This is a genomic window from Nocardiopsis listeri NBRC 13360 (genome assembly GCF_001570765.1).
GTDB lineage: Bacteria > Actinomycetota > Actinomycetes > Streptosporangiales > Streptosporangiaceae > Nocardiopsis > Nocardiopsis listeri.
Map to the genome: position 1 here is coordinate 35,194 of NZ_BCSH01000042.1, position 21,559 is coordinate 56,752.

The 21,559-nt window shown below is 65.7% G+C and carries 21 protein-coding genes; 10 read left to right on the forward strand and 11 right to left on the reverse strand.

Annotated elements, in window-relative coordinates; translation table 11 throughout:
* Positions 1-33 precede the first annotated feature (33 nt).
* On the reverse strand, positions 34-3,432 hold the full coding sequence (gene pglX, locus NLI01S_RS14000) for a BREX-2 system adenine-specific DNA-methyltransferase PglX (RefSeq protein WP_067604473.1): 3,399 nt from the start codon (positions 3,430-3,432) through the stop codon (positions 34-36).
* 324 nt (positions 3,433-3,756) lie between these two features.
* On the opposite strand from pglX, the gene NLI01S_RS14005 reads away from it, so the two are divergent.
* The 3 genes from NLI01S_RS14005 to NLI01S_RS14010 all read left to right on the forward strand — a co-directional run bounded on the left by NLI01S_RS14005 (position 3,757) and on the right by NLI01S_RS14010 (position 5,701).
* Complete coding sequence (locus NLI01S_RS14005) at positions 3,757-3,957, forward strand: hypothetical protein (protein ID WP_067604475.1); 201 nt, start codon at positions 3,757-3,759, stop codon at positions 3,955-3,957.
* A gap of 75 nt (positions 3,958-4,032) precedes the next feature.
* Positions 4,033-4,554 (forward strand): hypothetical protein, encoded by a 522-nt coding sequence (locus NLI01S_RS25270; protein ID WP_223809238.1) that lies wholly within the window; start codon positions 4,033-4,035, stop codon positions 4,552-4,554.
* 112 nt (positions 4,555-4,666) lie between these two features.
* A complete protein-coding gene (locus NLI01S_RS14010) occupies positions 4,667-5,701 on the forward strand; it encodes an endonuclease domain-containing protein (protein ID WP_223809239.1) in 1,035 nt (344 codons plus the stop codon).
* Between the two features lie 87 nt (positions 5,702-5,788).
* Here the strand turns inward: NLI01S_RS14010 and NLI01S_RS14015 are convergent, their stop codons facing one another.
* From NLI01S_RS14015 to NLI01S_RS14025, 3 genes are read right to left on the reverse strand one after another with little or no spacing between them, the layout of a single operon-like run.
* Positions 5,789-6,652 carry a helix-turn-helix domain-containing protein gene (locus tag NLI01S_RS14015; RefSeq protein WP_067604477.1) on the reverse strand — a complete coding sequence of 288 codons (864 nt, stop codon included), beginning with the start codon at positions 6,650-6,652 and terminating at the stop codon, positions 5,789-5,791.
* Complete coding sequence (locus tag NLI01S_RS14020) at positions 6,649-7,176, reverse strand: DUF6879 family protein (protein ID WP_067604479.1); 528 nt, start codon at positions 7,174-7,176, stop codon at positions 6,649-6,651. Before NLI01S_RS14020 ends, NLI01S_RS14015 begins: the two co-directional genes overlap by 4 nt.
* A 1-nt stretch (position 7,177) precedes the next feature.
* Positions 7,178-7,378, reverse strand: coding sequence for a hypothetical protein (locus NLI01S_RS14025; protein WP_067604481.1), 201 nt, complete (start codon positions 7,376-7,378; stop codon positions 7,178-7,180).
* A gap of 190 nt (positions 7,379-7,568) precedes the next feature.
* Here NLI01S_RS14025 and NLI01S_RS14030 point away from each other — a divergent pair, with 190 nt between their 5' ends.
* Together NLI01S_RS14030 and NLI01S_RS14035 are read left to right on the forward strand one after the other, a co-directional pair.
* Positions 7,569-8,678, forward strand: a complete 1,110-nt coding sequence (locus NLI01S_RS14030) for a HesA/MoeB/ThiF family protein (RefSeq protein ID WP_067604483.1) — start codon at positions 7,569-7,571, stop codon at positions 8,676-8,678.
* Positions 8,675-9,166, forward strand: coding sequence for an HIT family protein (locus tag NLI01S_RS14035; RefSeq protein ID WP_067604486.1), 492 nt, complete (start codon positions 8,675-8,677; stop codon positions 9,164-9,166). Before NLI01S_RS14030 ends, NLI01S_RS14035 begins: the two co-directional genes overlap by 4 nt.
* 346 nt (positions 9,167-9,512) lie before the next feature.
* Here NLI01S_RS14035 and NLI01S_RS14040 read toward each other — a convergent pair whose 3' ends face one another.
* The 6 genes from NLI01S_RS14040 to NLI01S_RS14065 all read right to left on the reverse strand — a co-directional run bounded on the left by NLI01S_RS14040 (position 9,513) and on the right by NLI01S_RS14065 (position 13,766).
* On the reverse strand, positions 9,513-10,652 hold the full coding sequence (locus NLI01S_RS14040) for a methyltransferase domain-containing protein (RefSeq protein WP_223809240.1): 1,140 nt from the start codon (positions 10,650-10,652) through the stop codon (positions 9,513-9,515).
* 251 nt (positions 10,653-10,903) lie between these two features.
* Positions 10,904-11,746: a helix-turn-helix domain-containing protein gene (locus NLI01S_RS14045; protein WP_067604488.1), complete on the reverse strand. Its 843-nt coding sequence runs from the start codon at positions 11,744-11,746 to the stop codon at positions 10,904-10,906.
* Positions 11,746-12,300, reverse strand: a complete 555-nt coding sequence (locus NLI01S_RS14050) for a DUF6879 family protein (RefSeq protein ID WP_067604490.1) — start codon at positions 12,298-12,300, stop codon at positions 11,746-11,748. Before NLI01S_RS14050 ends, NLI01S_RS14045 begins: the two co-directional genes overlap by 1 nt.
* Entirely contained in the window at positions 12,297-12,503 is a 207-nt protein-coding gene (locus NLI01S_RS14055) for a hypothetical protein (RefSeq protein WP_067604492.1), read from the reverse strand. Before NLI01S_RS14055 ends, NLI01S_RS14050 begins: the two co-directional genes overlap by 4 nt.
* 151 nt (positions 12,504-12,654) lie before the next feature.
* A complete protein-coding gene (locus NLI01S_RS14060; protein WP_067604494.1) occupies positions 12,655-12,906 on the reverse strand; it encodes a DUF397 domain-containing protein in 252 nt (83 codons plus the stop codon).
* The gene (locus NLI01S_RS14065; protein ID WP_067604496.1) at positions 12,906-13,766 is read right to left on the reverse strand and encodes a helix-turn-helix domain-containing protein; all 861 of its coding nucleotides are present in this window, start codon (positions 13,764-13,766) and stop codon (positions 12,906-12,908) included. The genes NLI01S_RS14060 and NLI01S_RS14065 overlap by 1 nt, the downstream gene beginning before the upstream one ends.
* A 231-nt stretch (positions 13,767-13,997) precedes the next feature.
* Here NLI01S_RS14065 and NLI01S_RS14070 point away from each other — a divergent pair, with 231 nt between their 5' ends.
* Both NLI01S_RS14070 and NLI01S_RS14075 read left to right on the forward strand, forming a co-directional pair.
* Positions 13,998-14,561 (forward strand): ATP-binding protein, encoded by a 564-nt coding sequence (locus tag NLI01S_RS14070; protein WP_067604498.1) that lies wholly within the window; start codon positions 13,998-14,000, stop codon positions 14,559-14,561.
* 132 nt (positions 14,562-14,693) lie between these two features.
* A complete protein-coding gene (locus NLI01S_RS14075) occupies positions 14,694-15,113 on the forward strand; it encodes a hypothetical protein (protein ID WP_223809241.1) in 420 nt (139 codons plus the stop codon).
* A 222-nt stretch (positions 15,114-15,335) separates the two neighbouring features.
* Here the strand turns inward: NLI01S_RS14075 and NLI01S_RS14080 are convergent, their stop codons facing one another.
* Positions 15,336-15,836, reverse strand: a complete 501-nt coding sequence (locus NLI01S_RS14080) for a metallophosphoesterase family protein (RefSeq protein ID WP_067604500.1) — start codon at positions 15,834-15,836, stop codon at positions 15,336-15,338.
* 994 nt (positions 15,837-16,830) lie between these two features.
* On the opposite strand from NLI01S_RS14080, the gene NLI01S_RS14085 reads away from it, so the two are divergent.
* From NLI01S_RS14085 to NLI01S_RS14090, 3 genes are all read left to right on the forward strand, one after another.
* Complete coding sequence (locus tag NLI01S_RS14085; protein ID WP_157091032.1) at positions 16,831-19,581, forward strand: hypothetical protein; 2,751 nt, start codon at positions 16,831-16,833, stop codon at positions 19,579-19,581.
* Positions 19,578-19,724: a hypothetical protein gene (locus tag NLI01S_RS26045; protein ID WP_190318467.1), complete on the forward strand. Its 147-nt coding sequence runs from the start codon at positions 19,578-19,580 to the stop codon at positions 19,722-19,724. The genes NLI01S_RS14085 and NLI01S_RS26045 overlap by 4 nt, the downstream gene beginning before the upstream one ends.
* A gap of 624 nt (positions 19,725-20,348) precedes the next feature.
* Positions 20,349-21,383 carry a serine/threonine-protein kinase gene (locus NLI01S_RS14090; protein ID WP_067604504.1) on the forward strand — a complete coding sequence of 345 codons (1,035 nt, stop codon included), beginning with the start codon at positions 20,349-20,351 and terminating at the stop codon, positions 21,381-21,383.
* Positions 21,384-21,559 lie beyond the last annotated feature (176 nt).

Sequence of the window (21,559 nt, forward strand, 5' to 3'; positions counted from 1 at the left end):
GGTGTCCGACCATGGCTTGGGCGTTCGGACCGGTCAGCTTCCAGCGTGTTTCGGCGGACGTCCGCGACGAGGCGCGGGCGGCGCCCACGAGGAGAGCAACTCCTGTGTGAGCTCCAGCCGGTCCAGGTACCCGCCGAATCGTTCCTTCAGTTCATGGGCGTCGCCCGGAGAGTGCCGAGGGCCGATCCCGGCGCCCACCCGGTCGACCCAGGGCAGGACCTCGGCCAGCCCCGCGAGCAACGGGATCAAGGTCTCCGTTGTGGCCTGGGGCGGAGCCAGGTTCTGCTCGATGAGATCCACCAGGGCCCAGGCTCGTTCCCGAGCGTCCCATCCGGCCCATCCGAGGACACTGGTCGCGGTGAGTCCGGGGGAGGCGTTGATGGAGTAGGAGGTGAACCTTTCGTTGGGCATGTCGAACTTGCCCCGGTTGGCCCAGTACGACTTTCTGAGGAAGTCTGCGGCGGTGAACTTGGGCGGGGACTTCTCGACCCACGGTTCGGGTGGTTCGAGGGTTTCGTCCTGAGCGTTCTCCCGAGACCATTGTCGCTCCCACATCCGAGTCCACTCCCGGTGCTTGCGCGATCCCGCAGCTCGGAACCTGAGAGCCGAGAGGAAGGGAACGTGTTCTTCCCGTAGCAGTTCTGGCAGCAGGTTCCTCATGGTGGAGCCGGGGCTGTAGGCCTCGACCGCGGCGACCACGATCGGATCCTTCTCCAACAGCCCCGTCAGTTCCGACACCGTTCGCACGATGGGACGGTCGACACCGTCCATTCCCCGCGTGTACCAGAATTCTCGTCTTTCGCACTGTTCCAGGAGCCAGGAGGCGATGGCGGGGCGCCACACGGACTCCCACGAGGGCGTGACCCACCGGTGTTTGAAGGTCGGGCTTTCCAAGACCCGAAGTGAGGGGTGTTCACGAAGAACGTCGATACGCCGCTGTAGGGCAAGGCGGTAGTCGGCCGACCAATGGTCGGGAAGCTCAGTGAAGCGATCGATGGCGTTCCTGGTGAACCACTCCTCTTCCTCGAACTCTTCGGGGTCGTCGAATCCCTCGCGGGCCAGTGAGAACTCGAAGGCCCGTTGCCCCTGGACGATTCCGGCAGGCAGCGAGTCGAGGGGTACGTGGGGAAGGGTCCCCGTGGGGACAAGCCCGTAGGACTCGTAGATACGCCAGTCGAGCTCCTCCTGGAGAAGGATCATGCGCTGAAGGGTCGCGTCCCATTCCTCACCCAGCTCGGCGATCCGTTCAGCGGCCGGTGGAGTGACCGAGGATTCGACCTCGGTACGTAGATCCAGGAGCCGCTGCGCGAGCGTCGCCAGTTCGCGAGGCAGTTCGATCTCGTTGAGAGCGGGGATCGGCAGGTCGACCATCCGAGAGGCGGTGAACTCGTAGATCGCCTCCCAACCATCTCCCGACCTGATCTGGTCCCCGCGAGGGTTGCCCTTGTTCTGGCTGACCTGCTTCAGCCAGAAGCATGCCGTGGAGCTGTTGAGGACCCCGAGCAGCCCCAAGGCCGTGTCCTCGGTGATGGAGGAGGGCAGCTCGATGACCGGAGCCGAGTTGAGTGGAGCGTTCGGGATCCGGTTCAGGGCGAAATGCGTGTGGGTGGCGACCCACGGGAAGACGATCGACCACGAGGAGACGTCCCGGTTGGTGGTCAGCTGGTGCCAGTCGTACCACTTCTGGGGAGAGATGCGGGAGCGTCCTGCGAGGACGCTCTGGTAGGGCCAGAGCCTTCTACGGTGTCCGGGGAGCCTTCGCAGGTCGACCAGTTCGCGGCGGTCTTGCCACGTGCGGGGGAAGAAGGCCCGAAGCTCGCTGCGGACCTGCCAGTCCCGGACCTGGGAACCGGTGACCAGGTCGATGGTGGCCGTCGCTTCCACCCCCCAACGCCGCATCGACGCGGAGGTCATCGAGAACAGGTCGTCAGCCCCCGTGCTCGCGATGTATCCGATGCGGTGGACATGGTCCTTCAACAGGGTCTTCGAACGCAGTGACCGGAACACGGCATCGGTCTCAGCGGAGCCGAGCCGCCAAGGGTGGGACCAGAACTCCTGCTGCGGACGCTCCTGCGAGGCCGTCCAGCCGTCCTCGCTGGGCACCTTGTTCAGACGGTCCTTGATGGAGGTCCACACCTTGCCCTGGCTCGGGACCTCCGGCGCGAAGGGCTCACCACGTTTGCCACTGACCATGGTGACGGTCGAGGCCTGGGACGGCGCACGGTCGCGCCCGGTGAGGACGAGGGTCGGCGTTCCGTGGCCGGGGATGTAGGCGCCGGAGGTGTCGATGACACCGTCCACGTCCACCTGGGGCAGGAAGTCTTCGACCAGGGGTTTGCCGAACTCCCTCTTGGCGAAGGAGTTCGCCATCAGCAATCCGACACGTCCCCCGGGCCGGGCCAGGGCGAAGGCGCATTCGGTGAAGGGGACGGTCAGGGCGAATGGGCCGGAGCGGGCGCTCGGGTACCCCTCGCGGTAGGCCTCCATGGCGTCCTTGTCCTTGGAGACGATGTAGGGAGGGTTGGTGGCCACCGCGTCATAGGTGGAACGGCCGAGCACCTTCTCGTGACCGGCCGTGTACGGGGGCACGCCACCCTTGGAGGGCGGGCGCTGACGAAGGGCGACAGGCGCACCGGAACCCTCCAGCAGTGAGTCCGCCTCGACGACGAGGACGCGCCATCGCCGTTGGGCCTCCACGGAGGCACCGCCGGAGCACCTGATCGCCTCGATCGCGAGCCGGAAGCGGCTGACCATGACGGCGATCGGACTGAGGTCGGCTCCGTGCACGCATCTCAGGGCCAACGCCACGGCCTCGTCTCCGGGCAGAGCGGGCCTTTCCTCGTGGATCTTCGACAGCACCCGTTGGAAGGCACCCAGGAGGAAGCCGCCAGAACCGCAGGCGGGATCGATGTAGCGAAGGCCCTGCTCGGTGACGCTGCCGACGTCCTCCAAGGCCCGCCCCAACGAGCGGTCGAGAACCAGGTCGATGACGAAGTCGGGGGTGGTCAGCAGGGCGTAACCCTTGCGCGAGCTCTCGGAGAGGTGCTGGTAGAGATCGCCGAAGTGGCGGGTGTCCAGCTCCGTCCCGGCGCGCCAGTGCGTGGATCCAGGTCGTGAGAGTGTTCGGGTCCTGTTACGCCAGTAGGTCACCAACCTCCGTGCCGCGGCCTCATCCGGACGGCGCGCACGCCAAGTTTCCGAGTGACCATGGAAGACCTCCGTGAGCGCCGGATGTACTTCGACCACTTCCGCCATGGCCTGCTCGATGACACGCAGTGAGTCGGTCCCGTGGGCGTCGGTCGATGCGTTCCCTCGTGTGAGCGCGGTGGGCCCTACGAGTCCGTTTTCCTCACAGAAAGTGATGAACGCGCTGGTGAGTACCCACATGACAGCGGCGTGTTCGGTCTCGGTCTCCGTGGCTCGATCGTTCATCGGAGCTGACTGAAGACCCTCCCGCAAGGTGCGGACAAGGTCTTGGAGCTCATGTAGCGGCAGAGTCTCGTTCATGCTCCCCGTCTCGTTGTTTGCCGTAATTCCTGGTCAGGTGGGATTTTGGTGTCCTCGGAGGGTCGCCCCGGGGGTCTCCTTTAGTGTAAACCATGCATTGAGTGCGGTAAATAGTTGTGCGTGCTGCATCGGGGCGTTACTGTGGTCATCGTAGAACCAGTCCTGTGCCGTGACCCGCTCAGGCGCCTAGAGTCACACCCCCAGTTCGTCGCTCTCCGTAATGCTCTTACGAATAGAGGTCATCGACACATGCCCGCCAAGCTCCTCGTGGTTCTCATCTCCCTCTTCGTCGCCGGCGTCCTGGCCCTGCTGTGCGCCTTCGGAGCCTTCACCCTCGCCCGAGAGGAGAAGAAGTCCCTGCCCGTGGCGCTGCGGTCGTCCTTCAGCGCGATGATCGCCACCATGACCGTGCTCATCGCCATGGTCGGCGTCGTCGTCGCGGTCGTGTGAGGGCATCGTGCCCACCCCGACGTTCCGGGGCCGTCGCTCGCGGCCCCGGAACAACCGCGCGCAGCATCGAACCCCGTGCGTGAACAAGGTCTGATCCGTACTGTTCAAGGGTGTTTCGATCCCCTCCCAAGCCTTGTCGGAGATCTGGGACAGGGCGGGAGAGCGGTTCCGCGACACCTCACGAGTGGCCGCACTCGAAGGGATGGAACCCTTCCCCGACACCGCCCTGGTACAGATCGCCGCGGCCGCCTCGGGCCGGGCCGAGGCGAGGCGACCCCGCGCCTGGAGCTGTACCCCCTGGACCTGGAGCGGGCCCTGCGCATCACCCAGGCCATCGGTTCCCTGGGCAGGCTCGGAGTCGCCCCCGAACAGATCCGGGACCGGGTCCGCTCACGTTTTCCCGCCCTGCCCGGTGAGCTCATCGCAGCGGCCAGGGAGGCCGACGGCGTCCCGTACGGCTTGTGGCTGCTGTTCCCCATGCACAGCCCGCAGGGCCCCGTCACCCTGGATGGTCGTCCGGCGGGCGTCATCGCCGACGCCGAACAGGCGCTGTTGCCGCGCGGGTTCACCGCTCCCGAGGCCGTGCCGGTGGGCTGAGGTCTTGCCCGCCCGGGGCGCGGGGAGGCGGGTTGGTGCGATGCGGCGCCGGTTGTCCACAGGCGCCGCATCGGCCATGGTGCCAGGGGCGGGGCGCGCGGATAGTGGAGGAATGAGCCACCCCCAGCGCCCCGACCTCCCCGGCCTTGGCCCGCCGAGCTCTCCCACCCTGGACCCCATGGCGGCGGCCCTCACGGTCGCGGCCGCCCAGTACGGTGTCCTCTCCTACCCGCAGGCCCAAGCATGCGGGCTGCACAAGTACGACCTCCGGCGGATGGTTCGACGAGGCGAGTGGCTGCACCCCCACCTTCAGGTCTACGTGGTGCGCCACCTCATGCCCGCAGCTGGCACACCCGAACGGTTGCGCTGCCTGGTCATGGCCGCCCAGCTCGCTTTGGGGTCGCGCGCGTGCGCGGCCGGACCGACCGCCGCCAGGCTGTGGGGCATGCGGGGCCTGGAACGGTGGGATGGCCGCCGAGTCCACATGGTCATCCCCGCCCTGAAGAAGCCACGGAAGCTGACCAGAGTGGACCTGCGCGGCTGGAACGTGCGCCCCGAGGAGATCACCGTGCTCGGCGACGGGCTGAGGGTCACCGACCCTGGACGGACCCTGCGCGACACCGTCCCGGCTCTGGACCGCGAGAGCGCCGTGTGCCTGATGGACTCGGCCCTCAATCAAGGATTACTCAGGCAGGAGGACATCGAGCCCATGAACCGGGTGATGCGGGGGCGGGCGAGGTGCGTGGACGTGCGGCGGTGGTGGAGGCTGGCCGATGGCAGGGCGCAGAGCCCGCTGGAGACACGCATCCGGCTGATCTGCCAGGACGGTGGGGTGCCCCCGGACGAACTTCAGCGCCGCTTCACCGACCGGTCGGGCAGGACCGTGGCGGTGGTGGACTTCTGGTGGGAAAAGACCCGGCTCATCGGAGAGGCGGACGGGCTCGGACCGCACGGCACCGCGCGCGCCCTGGCCAGGGACCGGGAGCGACAGAACGCCCTACAGGTGCTGTACCCGGACGTGCGCATCGTCCGGTTCACCTGGGCGGACCTGAGGAGGCCGGGCTACATCCTGGCGCTGGTGACGGGCAGGGGTGGCGCGGGAGAGGCGAAGGTGCTCCCCCCACCCGGAGCCATCGGAAGGGGGTGAAGGTGGCGCCCAACGGGGGGGAGCGTTAGGAACACCACGCGCACCTGCTCGCGATCGGTGGCCCCTGACCGACGAGAAGCGGCGTGTTCACTTCCTGTCGGGCGAGGTCTTGGTACCCCTACCCAGGTCGCGGCGCACCGCCTCCACCAAACGGATGGCGGCCAGACCACGTAGCGCCGAACGTGCCAGCTCGTCGAACATCCGCACGTAGGGCGTCACCGCCACCTCCTCGGTCAGGCAGAGTTCGGCCCCGATCGTCTCCACCAACACCCGGTCGTCGTCGAAGATCCAAAACCCATGCGAGGGCACCACGTCCATGCTCACGGCCAGGGGAATCACCCCGATCTCCACCCTTTCCCGAGCGATCTCCGAGGCGAGGCGGGAGAGCTGTTCGACCATGACCGTGTCCGGGCCCAGCCGGATTCGTAGAGCGGGCTCCCAGAGCAGGAAACGGAAGGTCTTGTCGGGCAGGTCGAGGATGCCCTGCCGTTCCATTCGGGCGCGTACCGCCTCGTCCACGTCGTCGAGTGTGCGGTGGCGACGCACTCCCCGACGGAACATGAACTTGGCGTAGTCGCTGGTCTGGAGGAGCCCGGGAACACACGCCGTCTCGAAGATCCGGAAACATCGGGTGCGTGCGTCCAGGGGTGAGTACGAGCGTTGACGTGGTCCGTGGCCGCCGGCGAGTTGCCGGCGCCAGCTCGCGTAGTGGGTCTCCAAGGAGCGGAGCTGGGCCAATAGCCCTTCCGTCGCCTGTGGGCGTCCGCACACTCGCGCCCACGAACGCAGATCCTCCACACTCGCGGTCTGCCTGCCATGCTCCAACTTCGACACCTTGGAGGGGTGCCAACCCAGGCGCGTCGCGAGTTCCCTGCCGGACAGCCCGGCCTCGCTCCGAAGTTCGCGCAAGCGGACACCGAGCGAGACTCGAGCCGTCTGGTAGTCGGTCATCGTGCCCTTGTCGCCATGTACTCCGTGAACGTCAGAGCATGATGCCACGCCGCGTCGCGTGCCTGGAGAGCGGTCAACACGTACCCGGGGTCTTCGCTGAGGCTCGCTCCGAGGAACCGGTCGCCGTCGAACTCCAGGCGAGCCACCGTACGACTGTCGAAGACCCAGAAGTCGTGGTCGGGGAGTTCGGCGACGATCGGGTGGTCACGGGGCAGATAACGGATGTCCTCACCCACACCGAGGTTGTAGGGAGTCCCCCACAACTCCCAACGCAGGTAGTCCGAGGGCGGGTCATCGATGAGCCTTACCCGCTCCATGCGCTTGCCGGTGGCGAGCTCCTCGCGCATCATGCGCAGCCAGGGCTTGAACCATTCCAGGCCGGGGTCCTTGCCCGCCGACCAGTCCTGGAAGGGCTGATCCTCGTTGAGCTTTCCGTAGTGGGAGCGGGTTTCGAGCCGCCAGGCCGTGTGCCGGTAGCGGCGGAAGAGGTCGGTGAAGTCCTCTCCGCTGAGGATCGGGGCCATCTCACTCCTTGGGGGCGAAGCGCGTCAGTAGGGTTCGGGGGACGACGATGAACTCCTCACCTTCCAGAACGTCGCTCAGCTGGGCCAACGCTTCGGGGTCGGTCAGTCGATCGCCCTGGACCACGATGTCACCGGTGTCGGTCTCGTGCAGCGTCGGACATCCGCCGTCCTGTGAGGTGGTGCCTATCTTGCGCAGCTTCATGGGGCAGGCTTCCTCTGCTCGGGGGTGGAGAAGACCAGTCTCGCCGACCGCCACCGCGCGTTTCCAGACTTCGGTAGGGCCCGTGGGAGCAATTCCGAGCAACTTTCCGGACCGGGGTGCCTCTCCGGTTCTACGTTCGGCGGTGACACGGCCCTGGCCCTGAGGGCCCTACCGAAAGGCGGTCCCCCCGGTGCACCCTCCAACTCCAGGTGGCCCACCCCCGCGAGTACTCGCCCCCTACGTCCGTATCGGGATCCAGGACGGCACGCTCTTCCTCGGCTTCGGCTCCGTGCAACAGAGCGTTCGGGACCGGGAACTGTGGCGCCCGCTGGTCCAGCTCGCCGACCACTTCCGCGAGCCACGGACCCGGGCCGAGGCCTTGGAGTTCTTGCTCGGGCCTTGTCGGGTGGAGGTGGCCCGTGCCGAGGCGGCGATGCTGATGCTGGAACACGGGCGCTGCCTGATCCCCGCCTCCGCCTACGACCCACAGGACCGCTACAGCAGGCACGCCCTGTTCTACGAGTTGTCCGGCGTGGACGCACGGCGAGTACAGCGACGACTGGCCCGAGCCCACGTGCTCCTGCTGGGCTGCGGCGGGATCGGCAATCTGGTCGCTGTCACCCTGGCCACCGCCGGGGTCGGCGCGTTGACCCTGGTGGACGCCGATCACGTGGAACTGAGCAACCTGACCCGTCAGTTCCTGTTCACCGAAGCCGACACCGGCCTGCCCAAGAGCCAGGTCCTGGCCCGGGAACTGCGTCGCCGCAACCCCGGGTGCCGTATCAGGACCATCGTCGGCGCGCCGACCGACAGCGAGGCCCTCAGAGCCCTTCCGGAGGCGGACCTGCTGTTGGTCTCCGCCGACTCACCGGGACTGACCGCTCTGGTGAACGCCCACTGCGTCGACTCCGGCCAGGCGTGGTTGAACGCCTGCTACGTCAACGACGTCGCGGTGTGGGGGCCGTTGGTGGTGCCCGGAAGCACCGGGTGCTGGGACTGTCGACCACTCACGGCACGCGCACCCGCCGACGAACCCGATTTGGCGGCGATCATCGGGCGGGTCAACGCCCGTTACCAGGCGCCGTCCAACGGCCCGGTCAACATGTTGGCCTCCTCCCTGGCCGCACTGGACGTCCTGCGACACCTGGGAGGGTTCGGGGTACCGGCGTCCCTGAACCGGCGGAGGGGTGTGTGGTCCCATGAGCTGTCGATCCAGGAGCAGCCCGCCGACCGTGACCCGCGTTGTTCCACCTGCGCCGAGGTCCGTCCCGCGACACCACTACATCAAGGAGTCCTGTGAGTACCGAGCCCCACGCCCCCGAGTGCGTCTTCTGCCGGATCGTGGCCGGGGACGCGCCCGCCCACCGGATCTGGGAGGACGACGATCACCTGGCGTTCCTGTCGATCTTCCCCAACACCGAGGGGTTCTCGGTGGTGATCCCCAAGGCGCACCGGCCCAGCTACGTCGTGGAGATGGAGCAGCGGGAGTACGCCGCGCTGCACCTGGCCGCCCGACAGGTGGCCCGGCTCCTGGACCAGGCGTTCGAGGACGTGGCCCGCACCGGGATCATGTACGAGGGGTACGGGGTCGACCACGCCCACGCCAAGCTCTTTCCCATGCACCACACCGCCGGCAACCAGGGCGAGGACTGGCGTGAGGTGGCTTCGCCCATCACCGGCTACTTCGATTCCTACCAGGGGTATCTGTCCTCCCACGACCACGTCCGCGCGGATGACGCTTGGCTGGGGAGGGTCGCCGAGCGCGTGCGGGCGGTGGCGGAGGAATGAGGCGAGGCGTGTCGGTGGAGTGAGCGGGGGGAGGGACGGGGGAAGGGGCGGGGCGGACCTGGTCCGCCCCGCCCCGAATGTGTCGGTTGTCGGTCGTCGTCAGTTGTTGCCGTCGTCGTTCATGGCCGCCTCCTCCTCGCAGGGTGGGGGTCGTGGGTGGAAGAGGGCGGTCCGGGGTTCCGGATGGCCGCCCCACACCCATCAAAGCCCGCACCCGGTGGCGGGCCAACGCCCTTGCTCGAAGTTGCTCGTGAGGGGTGGAGCGTTGAAGGGGGTAGGCAGTGCCCCCATGGGGGCCTTGGCGGTGCTGGGACGGGAAGGCTCGGGTGCCGGTCTAGCAAGACCGCTACCTGTGCCCGCTCTGGACCCAACTCGGGCCGGAGGGTTCTCGCAGCCACACCCGGTGCTCGCCCGAGGCGTCGACGGTGAGCCCGTACTCGGTCAGGGCCGGGCTTCCCTGGTCCCGCCAGAGCTCGTGGGAGGCCAGGACCTGCTCACCGAGGCGGTCGGGGCCACCCTGCTCCACTCGCCCGTCCGAGTGCAGGCGTACCCATGAAGGTGAATCCGTGGCCGCGAGCCACACACAGCCGGACCCCTGATCGGGTTGCGTTTGAAAACCCATGGCGATACCGGGGTTCATCAGCGCCAACTGTGGACCGGCGCCGCCCAGGACCAGGTCGCGGGCGTCACCCGAGATCCGCCATGCCCGGTCGACGGTGGCGTCAGGGCCGGGCGGTGCACCACGCCGGTTCCTCTGTTGGCGCAGGCTCATGAAATCGGCTTCCCCGATGAACCTTCCCTCTGCCCGACCGGTGCTCGGATCGACGACCAGCCTCGCCATCATCCCTCCGGGCAGGGTGACGCCGGGGGCCCAGGGGAGCACGATGACCCCGCCTGCCCGAGTCTGTTCGATCCACGCTCGGGGGACCCGGACCACAGCACATGTGGCGATGACCGAATCGTAGGGGGCCTCGGCCGGGTGCCCGTCGCGGCCATCGGCACGTAGGACGGTCGGCGCGTAGCCGTTGGCCTCCAAACAGTGGCGGGCCCGCGTGATGACGACGGGGTCCACTTCCACGGTGACGACGCGCCCTTGTACGCCGACGAGTTCGCACAGCAGGGCCGCGTTGAAACCGGTCCCGGTGCCGATCTCCAGGACACGGTGGCCTGTCCTGGACCCGGCGGCCTCCAGCATCGCCGCCATGACCGAGGGAGCGGACGAGGAGGAGGTCGGAACGTTCACGGACTTGCGCGCTCCCTCGTTGACCTGGGTGATGACGGGGGCGTCCGCATAGGCGTGGTCTGCCCAGCCTTCCGGGTCGGTGCGCCGGTCCAGGGGTTCTCCGACGACCTTGGGCCAGATCTGGTCAGGGAGGAACAGGTGGCGTGGGACTTTCGCGAACGCCGTACGAATGCGCTCCTCTGCCTTCAGCCCGGAGGCGAGCCTGGCCCGCCGTGCTTCCAACGTCTCGACCTCGCGGTTCACGCTTCTCCCGTCCCGTTGCAGTCGGGGCAGGGGACCATCTCCTTGTCCGACCACGGCCCCGATCCGTCTCCTCCCACGAAGACGTATTTTCCGCCGCCACATCCTGAGCACACGGCCATGTCTTCACACCCCTTTCTGTTGCTCTTCGCAAGAGGTTAGAGAGGGCTCATGCCGGTGGAAAGGCTTATCCGCGCCTATGCGTTTTCCTTCAGGACATGGCCTGCCACGATGAATATCTGTGAATGATTCGGCTACTCCGAGGGGAGCGAGTCGATGGCGCGCAGCAGCAGGGCGCGGGCTTGGCGGCCGAACCTGGCGGAGCGCGAACACAGGTCGAAGGCCCGGGTGTACTGTGCCACCTCGGTGGGATGGGTCAGGCGCAGTTCCGCCGACAGGGTCTCCACGGTGACGAGCCTGTCGTCGTGGAGGCAGAAACCGTGTCCGGGCTCGAACGCCACGCACTGGTCGAAGGGGATGATGCCCAGCGACACGTTGGCCAGTGTGGAGACCACCGCGAGCCGGTCGAGCTGTTCGGCCATCGATTCCTGGTCGATGTAGCGGGTATGCAGAACCGACTCCAGAATGAGGAAACGGAAACTCTTGCGCCGATCGTAGAGGATTTCCTGGCGTTGGAGACGCTTTTTCACCGCCTCTTCCGTGCCGGTGGAAACCCCACGAAAACGGGCGTACTTCGTGATGACGGAGCGAATGTAGGGTTCCGTTTGCAGGAGCCCTGGCACGATGGTGCACTCGTAGACACGGCGACTCCGTGTCGTGGTGTCCCTGCTGTGCACTTCGGCCTGGGGCCCCTGCATGCCCGATCGTTCCTGGATCCGCCACTCGACGTACATCGATTCCAGGGTGCCGAGCCGTCCGATGATCTCCTCGGCGGCCCCTTCCTCACCACACACCCTGGCCCATGCCCGGATATCGGCACTGCTCGGGCACTGGCGTCCGGTTTCCAGCCGGGAGACCTTGGGTTGGCTCCAGCCGAGCAGCGCGGCGAGCCGCGAACCGGTCAGACCTGATCCGGTTCGCAGCTCTCGGAGATTGCGTCCGATCTCCTGACGGGCGCGTTCCAGGGAGTAGGACACTACGTGCTGAACCGGTCCGGTGCGTCGGGGGCGTATTCACGATGGGGGATGGCGTAGCGCCAGGCGATGTCACGCCACCGACAGTGCCGGGCGACCGCCGCCGGGGCGTCGATGACCTCGTATCGGTGGGGGACGTCGTCGTCATCGAAGTGCAGGACGCAGACCCACCGGCTGTCGAAGAGCCAGAAGTCGTGCTGGGGCAGTTCCCCGACGACCGGGTGGTGCCGGGGGAGCCACCGGATGTCCTCACCGGCTTCTTCGTTGAACCGGGTGGCGGCGTGCTCCCAGCGGATGTAGTCGCTCAACGGCTCACTGACCACGCGAACCCGCTGCCACAGCTTCCCGGCATCGCGGGCCCGCCGAACGTTGCGGTGCCAGGTGGAGGTGCGGGCGTGCTTCTCTTCGAGGGAGGTGTCTCCGGTGCGCAACCAGTACTCGAACTCCTCCCGTTCACCCGAGACGTTGTACCGGTCGCGGATCTCCAGCTTCCAGGTGGTGTGTTCGAAGTCGAGAAATTGCCGGCGGAACTCCTCTCTGGTGAGGAGCTTGGTCATGAGGGCTTCTCCTCGCTCGCGAAGCGGAGGAGCTTCTCGGGGATCTCCACCACGGTTTCGTCGTCGGCCAGATCGCGTAGGTCGGCAAGCGCCTCGGGGTCGGTGACCTTGTATCCCTGCACGACGATCGTTCCCCGGTCGGTTCGGTACAAGGTGGGACATTCACCATCCCGGCTGTCGGTACCCAGGAACTCCAAACGCATGACACAAGCCTCTCGGATCGGTGTGTGGCTGGTCACGGGCCGGCGTGACGGCACCATGCTTGACCACCATGGGCGCCCTGGCAACTGCCGTCCGTGTCCAGGACCGGCCAAAGCCCCACGTCCAGCGAATAGCCGGACGTGGGACGAGGTTCTACGGGTGGAAGGTGCGGGCGGTGGCGATGAAGGCGTCCCACTCGGCGGAGGGGAAGGGGATGTGGCCGTGGGTGGGGTGCTTGGAGTCCCGGATCGCCGCGCCACAGGGGAGTTCGGCGACCTCCACGCAGTTCTGATCATGGCCGCTGTAGCTACTCTTCTGGAAGTCGGTGGGGATGTGGGCGACCTCCACGCAGTTCTGCCCCTGGCCGCTGTAGCTACTCTTCCGGAACACTAGATCGTTGCTCATCAGTCGCTCTCTAGGGGTTTCAGGATGTCAGCGATGAACTTTGCAGACTCCACAGTGCTCATCGCTGACCCTTGGGCATCGCTGAAGGTAACAGTATGTTGTTCCACTTCGTCGGCTTCCTCCAAGAAGAGGCCCCCTGTGGCAGTTTCGATGAAGATGATGGGGAGATCCAGTGGATCGGGGAACTCTAGGATGCTGAAGGGAGCGACCAGAGCGTTGTGTGCTCCAGCAGAGTAGGGCAACACCTGAAGGTCCACGTTTGGTAGCTGTGCCATGTAAAGCATGTGGCGCAGCTGTTCAGCCATGATCTCGGTGCCACCTATAAAGCGACGCAGTGCGGCCTCATCTAGGACGACACGGAACTTCGTTGGGTTAAACCGAGTAAGGATCTCGCGCCTGGCCAAACGCGCCTGGGTGCGTCGTTCGATCTCCTCGGGGCCTGTGTACCGGCCACCTTGGAAGACCGCATAGGTGTACTCAGGGGTCTGGAGTAGGCCCGGGATCACCGAGGACTCGAAGGCGCGGATGGTGGACGCTTCTGCCTCGAAGTCTGGAAGTGACTGGGGTCCGAACACCTCCTTGTATTTCGACCACCAGCCCCGGACCTTGGCATCCCTGGCCAGAGCGTGTAGTGCCTCGCGCTTCGCTGAATCGGCTATTTGGTATAGATCAAGCATTTTGTCGAGATCGTCCGGTTTGACCTTTTGGATTTCGGCGCTCTCGATCATGCTGAGCTTGCCGGCCGCCCATTTGAGGGATTTTGCCGCATTTGTAGATGTGATCTTGGCTTCCTCGCGTGCGCGCTTGAGCTCGGCTGATAGCCGGCGGCGGCGTAGCGTGGGGCTGTGGGGGCGTTGCATGGGATCAGTCTAACTAGAATTTATTGACGATCAAGGTAAGGCGTTGACATTCTTGAGGCTCAAGATTTAAAGTCGGAGCGTAGCCGGTGATCGGGCCCTCACTCAGAGTCCTCGCCGCTCAGGCTATGTCGTGCCCCTTTCCCTCTTCCGGGAAATCGTGAAGGTCGTTGACCTGGCGGGCGCGTCGAATTGTCCATTTCCCTCACCTTTGTGACAGGAGTTCTATTCGTCATGCCCGTAAACGCACCTTTGGTCGGTCTGCCCGACGTGACCCTTCCGCTCGGTGAACTCGTCCCGCGATTCCAGCGGCACTACTTCACCGGGTCCGCCGACATCCGCTTCTTCAAGTCTCGCTGCTACACCTTCGGCCGCTCGGTCCAGTACATGCCGCTGGTTCGGGCTTTCCTGGACACCTGCGCCGCCGAGCGCGGCACCGACTACCGCTACCTGTTCACCCTGCTCGGCTCAGAGCTCGCCAACAACGCTCTGACCCACACCCGCTCCGGGCAGCCCTACGGCCACTACACCCTCAAGTGCGAACGCCGAGACAACGGACTACGCCTGACCTGTCGCGACCAGGGCAGCAAACACACCAACCAAGACCAGCCGAACCGCTTCGAGCACCTGACCACCCACGCCTCACGCCTGACCGGCGACGCCGAATCCGGGCGCGGGCTGGCGATGATCGACTCCCTGGCCACCACCTGGGGCGACAACGGGTTCACCGGCACCCGACAGGTCTGGTTCTTCCTCGCCTACGACCTGTCCGGCAGCAGCTGGAACAGCCTGCTCTAACCACACGAGCCCTACCCGGGCGACGACAGATCGCGCCGTAGACGCGAAACGGGCCCAGAAGACGCGCCAACGCCTTCCGGGCCCTCAGATCCCAAAATCCACACACTTGCACATGTTCAGAAAGCAGGATCAGTGACGCATCCTATCCCCGCGCCCCGCCCGTCCAGCGACCCGCTCTACCGCTCCCGCCCGGGTCTGCCCCGGCGCGGTCCGCTCATCGGCCCGGTCTGCCCCACTTGCACGCACCCTTCCTGCCGCAGGATCCGCGCCGAGGAGCTGCCCATCCTGGGAGGTCACAAGGCCGAATACCGGGACGAACACGCCTTCGCCTCCTCCGTCCAGGCCCGCAACCGGCACCTGATCATCTGGTACGGGGAACGGACGGGATCTTTCTGGGTGGCCTCCTCCACCGGCCTGGCCGAGGTCCCCGACGGCGCGACCCTCACCCGTCTCCTCACCCCGGAACCGGAACCCGCGCCGGCACCTCCGTCACCGTTCCTGCGGCCCTACCTGAACCCGACGAGTCCGCATCTGAACCCGGTGCTGATCTGAGCCAGGACAGCACGAAGCCGACGAGAACCGAAGTCCCCCGATACATCGAGAAGACCACGACCAGACCGGGTGGCGCCACCAGGGGCCACCCGGCCTGTGGACAACTCGCTTCATGGACGGGGATGGATACCCGAGAGGAGAACCACACGTCACTATGACATGTGGGGGTCGGTGCTTTCAGAGAGAAGGCAGAGCGAGAGGACGGCTCGGACCGGTCCCGGATCAGCGACCGGTCTCGACTCGATGCAGCCGCACATCGAGTCGGCCGTCCTCGATCTCGGCCGTCATGTAGGTGTGGTGGGGCTGCCTGCGGCGGTCGGTGGGCGAGCCCGGGTTGAGCAATCGCAGTCCGGTGTCGGCACGGGTGTCCCAGGGGATGTGCGAGTGGCCGAAGATCAGCACGTCCGCGTCGGGGAAGCGCTTCGCGCACCGGCTCTCCCGCCCCTTGGCTTGCCCTGTCTCGTGCACGATGGCGAAGCGCACGCCGCCCAGGTCCTCGCGCGCCACCTCGGGCAGCCGCTCGCGTAGGTCGGGACCGTCGTTGTTGCCATGCACACCGATGACCCGTTCGGCTCGCGCCTGGAGGGAGAGCAGCGAGTCGAGGTCGCACCAGTCTCCCGCGTGGATGACGACGTCCGCGTGGTCCACCTCCTCCCACACCTGGGCAGGAAGGTCGCGGGCACGCCGCGGCAGGTGGGTGTCGGAGATGATCAGCAGACGCATGGCTCGCAGGGTACTCGGCGACCAGGTCAGGCGACGTCTTTTGGAGCCGGCCTTTCGGGGGACTTGCTTCGAAGGAGTCGACCCCGACGGGCCAGGAGGAGTATGGGAACGGTTCGAGAAGCCAGGCGGCCCACCTATAGCTCATGACCGCTGTAACTTTTGTCTGGTCAACGTCACGGGGATCATCGATGACCTGTGTCGCTTTCCCTCAGAGGAAGCCGAGACCCGATCTGACCACTGGGGTCAGCCTGGGCCGGAGAACCAAGTCGAATGCCCTTGTGGTGCCTCTCCGCTATCCCCACCGCTTCCCATCGTGACGTCCTGATCGCCGCCACTCTCTTGTAGTGGCCTTCGTCACGCTGTCCCTTCTTCTCTTCGGATTCTTCCCCTCCCACGAATGTCATGACCTGGAGTAAGGGGACGAATCCGGCCCTTGGCCCGCGTCAATCCACGCCACATCAGGGCTCCCCAAGAGTGCGCTGGTGCGGAAAAATCACCAGAATCACAACCACACCAACGCTTTGGGCAACCCATCTGGCAACAGGCGCATATCGACACCTTGGGAAGGCAGGCCCGTGAGGTTCGCGTTCGTCTACGACGAAACGGGGAGCACACACCCGACCGGGGACACCCCCCACCCCCGGCACAACAGGACCCAGAGTCGGGCCGACCACCGCACCCCGCGGTGCGCATCGCCACGGCCGCCGAACGGGCGCGCACCCGAGGCACCACCGACTTCCACCGGGCCTTGGCCTGTCTGGATCGGATGTGGCACACCATCTCGGTCTCCGATTCTGACTCACCCCACGCTTCGGACCGCGCCATCGACTGGGCCAGCGATGAGGTCGACTCCGACGAGATGTTCCGCCCCCAGGCGCTCCGTGCTCCAACATCGGGCGATGTGCCCGACCCCAACGCCCCGTCCGGGCCGGCCCATGTAACCCCTAACCCCTTCTTTCCCCTTCCTCCTCCCCCACATGTTTTGGAGTTCGTTGTGCCGATCGCGGACCCCGGTGCCGGTGCGGCCACCCCCGCACCCCCTCTGAGTGTCGACGACCAGATGGGGCGCCTCAAGGACGGCGACGGCATCATCAGCCCGTTGACCTTTCCCGACCCCTCGGTGTCGGTGGACTACGTCAACGCCATGGCTTCGGGGTTGCGTGAGCTGGGTACCTCGATCGCTGACACCGGCAACGACATCACCGGCTCCTGGGGTGGGCTGAACGGGCCCTACTCGGCCCCGGAGTCCGAGACCTTGTTCTCGGTCCTGGATCCGGTGGCCACCGATGGCGACACGGTGGGTGAGGAGTTGGGCCGGGCGGCCCGGGCGTTGGAGAGCTTCGCCGAGGATGTGGCCGACATCAAGACCCGTTGGTCCAACCTGCGGGTGGAGGCCTATGATCTGCGCTCGCGTATCGCCGCCGAGGGCGATGACTGGGACAAAGGCGGTGGGTTCGCCGGGTTCGGTAAGGCCCCGTTGGTGGAGGAGAACGATGCTCTGATCGAGCAGGGCCGGAAGATCGTCAACGACTACACCGAGGTCGAGAACACCTGCGCCAACGCCATCAACAACGGGATTGCCGGTCGCACCAACTTCGAGAAACAGCCCGAGGGTGACGCTGAGCTCGATCCGAACGTGTTCTACCACGGGTTCGACCAAGACCTGTCGGAGTTGGCCGAGGCCTGGGGACATGAGAGCGCCCAGACCGACCACGGGTGGTGGGTCGATGCCGGCCACGCGGTGTGGGACTTCGGTGTAGACGCCGTTGAGGGTGTGGGTGCGATGGTGGGCGCGCACTCTTCCCAGGGGTGGTTCGAGGCTTCGTGGGGGGATGCGCTCAAGGAGTACCACTGGGACAACCTGACCTCGGCGGCCTCGTTGGTGGGGATGTATGACGCCGAGTCCGACTCGTTGGGGTGGAACGGTGGGGAGGGCGTGGGCCAGGCGTGGAAGGACTTGGCGCACTCGGTGGTGCCCTGGGAGGAGTGGGGAGATCGGCCCGGGTATGTGATCGGGACGGCGGCGTTGAACGTCATCGGCCTGGTGGGCGGCGCGGCTTTGACCGCTACTGGTGTGGGTGCGGTGGTGGGTGTGCCGTTGATGGCCTGGCGTGGGATGTCCATCGTGGACGGGATGGGCGGATCGGGCTCCGGCGGTAGTGGTGGTGGAGCCGATATCGATCTGCCCGATGTTTCCCATGTTCCGCAGTTTGGTGGCTCGGGCTCACCGCTGATCAACCTGGCCGGAAGAGCGCTGGATACCACCGGGTTCGGCCCGGCCCGGATGGCCGATGTGCAGGCCTCCATCGACCGCCTGATCTCCCCCGGCCGCGAAGGAAGCGACTCCGGTGGCGGGTTGGTGCGGCCTCGACCCGGACAGGATCCTTTGGGCGCGGATGGGCGCGCGACCCAACGCCCGGTCGCCGATCCGACGGTGGCTGATGCGCTGGCCTTCGACGACATCGTCGACCACCCGGGCAATCAGACCTTCGGTGACCAAGTCCGCGCTACGGATCAAGGTGCGATCAGCGAGGTCGACCAAAAAGCTAAAACAAACCCAAGCCGTACCCCGAGTTCAGAGGAGGGCACTTGGACCGCTGAGGCCCTCTCCGGTGGGCCTGAAGGTGACCACAGCCGTCTTCTGGCCGGTACTGGTGGCCGTGGTGGTGACACGGACATTATGACCGCCGAGCGCGAAAATTCCAGCTCCGGATCAGACCGTCCAGCCGATCGCGTTGGAAACGCTGACCATAAAAACTCCAGTAGCACGAACAACATCGACACTGAATCACAGAACGGTGATCGATATGGTGCTGATAACAGTGCCCGCGATGCCAGCCCCGACCAAGGTCCCTCGAATAGGGGAGATAATCACGCGGAACCCGACAGTGATCGTTGGGACGGGCGTAAATCAACCGGAGATCCGAATGTCAGATACGGAGACAGCTTCACCATCAGGCTCTCCGATAACACCCTGGAATCCAGAAGCGGAAATGGTGGGATCGGCGGCACGCAAGGTGAAACGAACGACAGGCCATCTGCTGACTCAGACGATCGCAAGGAAGAAATAAGGGGTGATTTCGATCCCGAAGGTGGCGATTCACCCCAGAGTGAGGATTTCACATCTACAGAATATGAAAAAAGAGAAGATCTTCCAGTTGAGATTGATGATACCGGTCCCACGGACCTTATTGGTGAGGTCCATAAGGCCATCGACCTCGTTAGTCAGGTCCATGGTTTCCCTGACGGTATGAGAGAGCTTACTGTCAAGTTTGAAAAATTAAAGGGAGATACTATTGGGAGGTATAACGATGTAAGCGGAACCCTCAGTATTGACCCTGGCCAGAGAAACATTCGAGAAACTTTGGTTCATGAGATCGGACATGCCATGGACCAGGCCGGAGATTCGAACACGAGACTTGGGATGGCAACGAAGGTGGGAGCTAGAAAACCCAACATGAAGAATTTGCTAGACTCCATGAGAAATTCTCCAGAATTTGAATCCCTCGGGAACCTACAAAACCCCAAGGCCAAGGTTTACTTTCGCTCAGATCAGGAACTATTTGCCCGCGCTTATTCACAGTGGATCACGGAGCGCACCAAAGACCCAGTCCTGACCGAAACCATCAACCGTCTTAGATCCACGGGTGGGTTCGAGCGGGCTCGCCAGTGGCAGGATGGTAGCTTCAAACCTATCGCACAGGCGATGGACAAGCTCTTCAAGGAAGACTGGGGGTTGATGTGATCGTCCCTGTAGAGGATCCGGACAACTGCTCGCGCGAGGAGATCATCGCAGCGTACCTAGAACGAGGGTTCAGCCAGGAGGAAGCCGAAGCCTTCACCGCCATCTTGAAGGACCCCCCTGAAGAAGGCATCGAGATCTACTGAAGTTCTCAGTGAGGTTTATTTTCACGGTTTGTTGAGGGGCGGACCGGCTTGGGCGATGGCCCCGATCCGGTCAGGGCTCAGCGTGAGGTGTTTCAGGGTCCGCCAGCGTTGCTTCAGCTCAGCAGCGGCCCATCGCTCAGAGCACGCACAGGGTAGAAGCCGGTTGTGAGCATGGTTGTTGCTGCGGGCTGTGTCGTGTTTCTTCGGACGGTCGTTTTGTCGGTCAGGCCTTGGCGCAGGGGGCGAACCGGTGCCGGTGGAACATCTCGTTCTTTGGCATCGAGAACCACGACTCCGCGATGGTGTTGTCGTGACATCGCCCGCTCCGCCCGGCCGAGAGCCCGACACGGCCGAGTTCGTCATCCCGTTCACCTTGGGTATACGGCTACCTTCAACCTACGGCCAGCTTCTGGCGCTTCCACCTCCGCGGACCCGATCGCCCTGCGGCTCTCACTACCCCTCGTAACCGTCACCCCAACTGAGGAAAAGGTGACCTGTGGGTGGCTCGGAGCCGATCCGGGACCAAAGTCCTCGTACGCGGCTCTGATATGCGGAGATACGCTGAGTGCACAGGTCGTCCCCGCCCCTGAGACAACGGCCCCCGTGTGAGAAGGCAGGACACGAGTGCAACCCCTCCGCGACGAAGACCCCCTTCTCCTGGGCGAGATCAAGCTCCTGGGCAGACTCGGCAAGGGCGGCATGGGGCAGGTCTACCTCGGCCTGACCCCTGACGGGGACCACGCCGCCGTCAAGACGATGCTCGGCGACCACATCGCCCAGAGCGAGATGCGCGAACGCTTCCACCGCGAGGCCTCCGCCCTGGGCATGGTCTCCGGTCCCGGAACCGCCGCCTTCATGGGCTCCAGCGGTCCCGACGCGGACCGCCCCTGGCTGGCCATGGAGTACATCCCCGGCCTGGACCTGTCCGAGTACGTCAAACGCGACGGCGCCCTGGACGAGACCACCGGAACCGGCCTGTTCCTGCTGCTCACCGACGCCCTCGAAGTCGTTCACCAGGCCGGCTTGCTGCACCGCGACCTCAAACCCGCCAACGTCATGCTGGGCCCCACCGGCCCCAAGGTGGTCGACTTCGGGCTCGTGGCCATCGGCGAAGCGGGCGGAGACCTCACCGTGGTCGGCGCCCACATGGGCACCGCCCTGTGCATGGCCCCCGAACAGTTCGGCGCCGCCGACCAGGTCACCCGGGCCGCCGACGTCTACGCCCTGGGCGCGGTCGTGGCCTACGCCCTCACCGGCCGCTATCCCTACAGCGGACCCACGGCCTTCGCGGTCCGGGAGAAGATCCTCGACCCGAAGGTCGACCCGGATCTGGACGGTGCCCCCGACCCCCTCCTGCCGCTGCTGCGCGCCCTGTTGTCCATCGACCCCGACGACCGTCCGGCCCTGGCCCACGTCCGCGCCCGTCTCCTGGACCGCCTGGCCGCCCTGAACCTGACGCCGGGCGCGGCCCGTGAACTGGTGGCCGAGCGCACCCACGTGCCCGGCACCGAGGTTCCCGACACCGTGCCCGTCACCCCCAGGACCAGGGTGCGCACCACCCGGCCGGAGACCACCCTGCGCGAGACGGCTCCGCAAAGAGCCGAGATGGTGGCCGAACGGTTGCGTCGGGACTACGCGCGCCCCGCCGTGGCGGCCTGACGCCCCGACCGGGCGGGCCAGGGCCACCCCGGTCGTTCCGTCGGTCTGCGGGCTCGCCCCTCGGCCACCCCGCGGCACGGACCACAGCACCCGACACAGCGAACCCGAGGCCGACCCCGCGCATCCCGCTTCCAGGGGCGGCCCGGCACAACCGGCACAGCACAACAGCACACAGC

Bases quoted from the DNA above. Each gene is read 5' to 3' on its own strand.
- NLI01S_RS14020 (WP_067604479.1), bottom strand. From the start codon at position 7,176: ATGGCCCCGATCCTCAGCGGAGAGGACTTCACCGACCTCTTCCGCCGC.
- NLI01S_RS14005 (WP_067604475.1), top strand. From the start codon at position 3,757: ATGCCCGCCAAGCTCCTCGTGGTTCTCATCTCCCTCTTCGTCGCCGGC.
- NLI01S_RS14050 (WP_067604490.1), bottom strand. From the start codon at position 12,300: ATGACCAAGCTCCTCACCAGAGAGGAGTTCCGCCGGCAATTTCTCGAC.
- NLI01S_RS14015 (WP_067604477.1), bottom strand. From the start codon at position 6,652: ATGACCGACTACCAGACGGCTCGAGTCTCGCTCGGTGTCCGCTTGCGC.
- NLI01S_RS14025 (WP_067604481.1), bottom strand. From the start codon at position 7,378: ATGAAGCTGCGCAAGATAGGCACCACCTCACAGGACGGCGGATGTCCG.
- NLI01S_RS14060 (WP_067604494.1), bottom strand. From the start codon at position 12,906: ATGAGCAACGATCTAGTGTTCCGGAAGAGTAGCTACAGCGGCCAGGGG.
- pglX (WP_067604473.1), bottom strand. From the start codon at position 3,432: ATGAACGATCGAGCCACGGAGACCGAGACCGAACACGCCGCTGTCATG.
- NLI01S_RS14010 (WP_223809239.1), top strand. From the start codon at position 4,667: ATGAGCCACCCCCAGCGCCCCGACCTCCCCGGCCTTGGCCCGCCGAGC.
- NLI01S_RS14070 (WP_067604498.1), top strand. From the start codon at position 13,998: ATGCCCGTAAACGCACCTTTGGTCGGTCTGCCCGACGTGACCCTTCCG.
- NLI01S_RS14065 (WP_067604496.1), bottom strand. From the start codon at position 13,766: ATGCAACGCCCCCACAGCCCCACGCTACGCCGCCGCCGGCTATCAGCC.
- NLI01S_RS14055 (WP_067604492.1), bottom strand. From the start codon at position 12,503: ATGCGTTTGGAGTTCCTGGGTACCGACAGCCGGGATGGTGAATGTCCC.
- NLI01S_RS14080 (WP_067604500.1), bottom strand. From the start codon at position 15,836: ATGCGTCTGCTGATCATCTCCGACACCCACCTGCCGCGGCGTGCCCGC.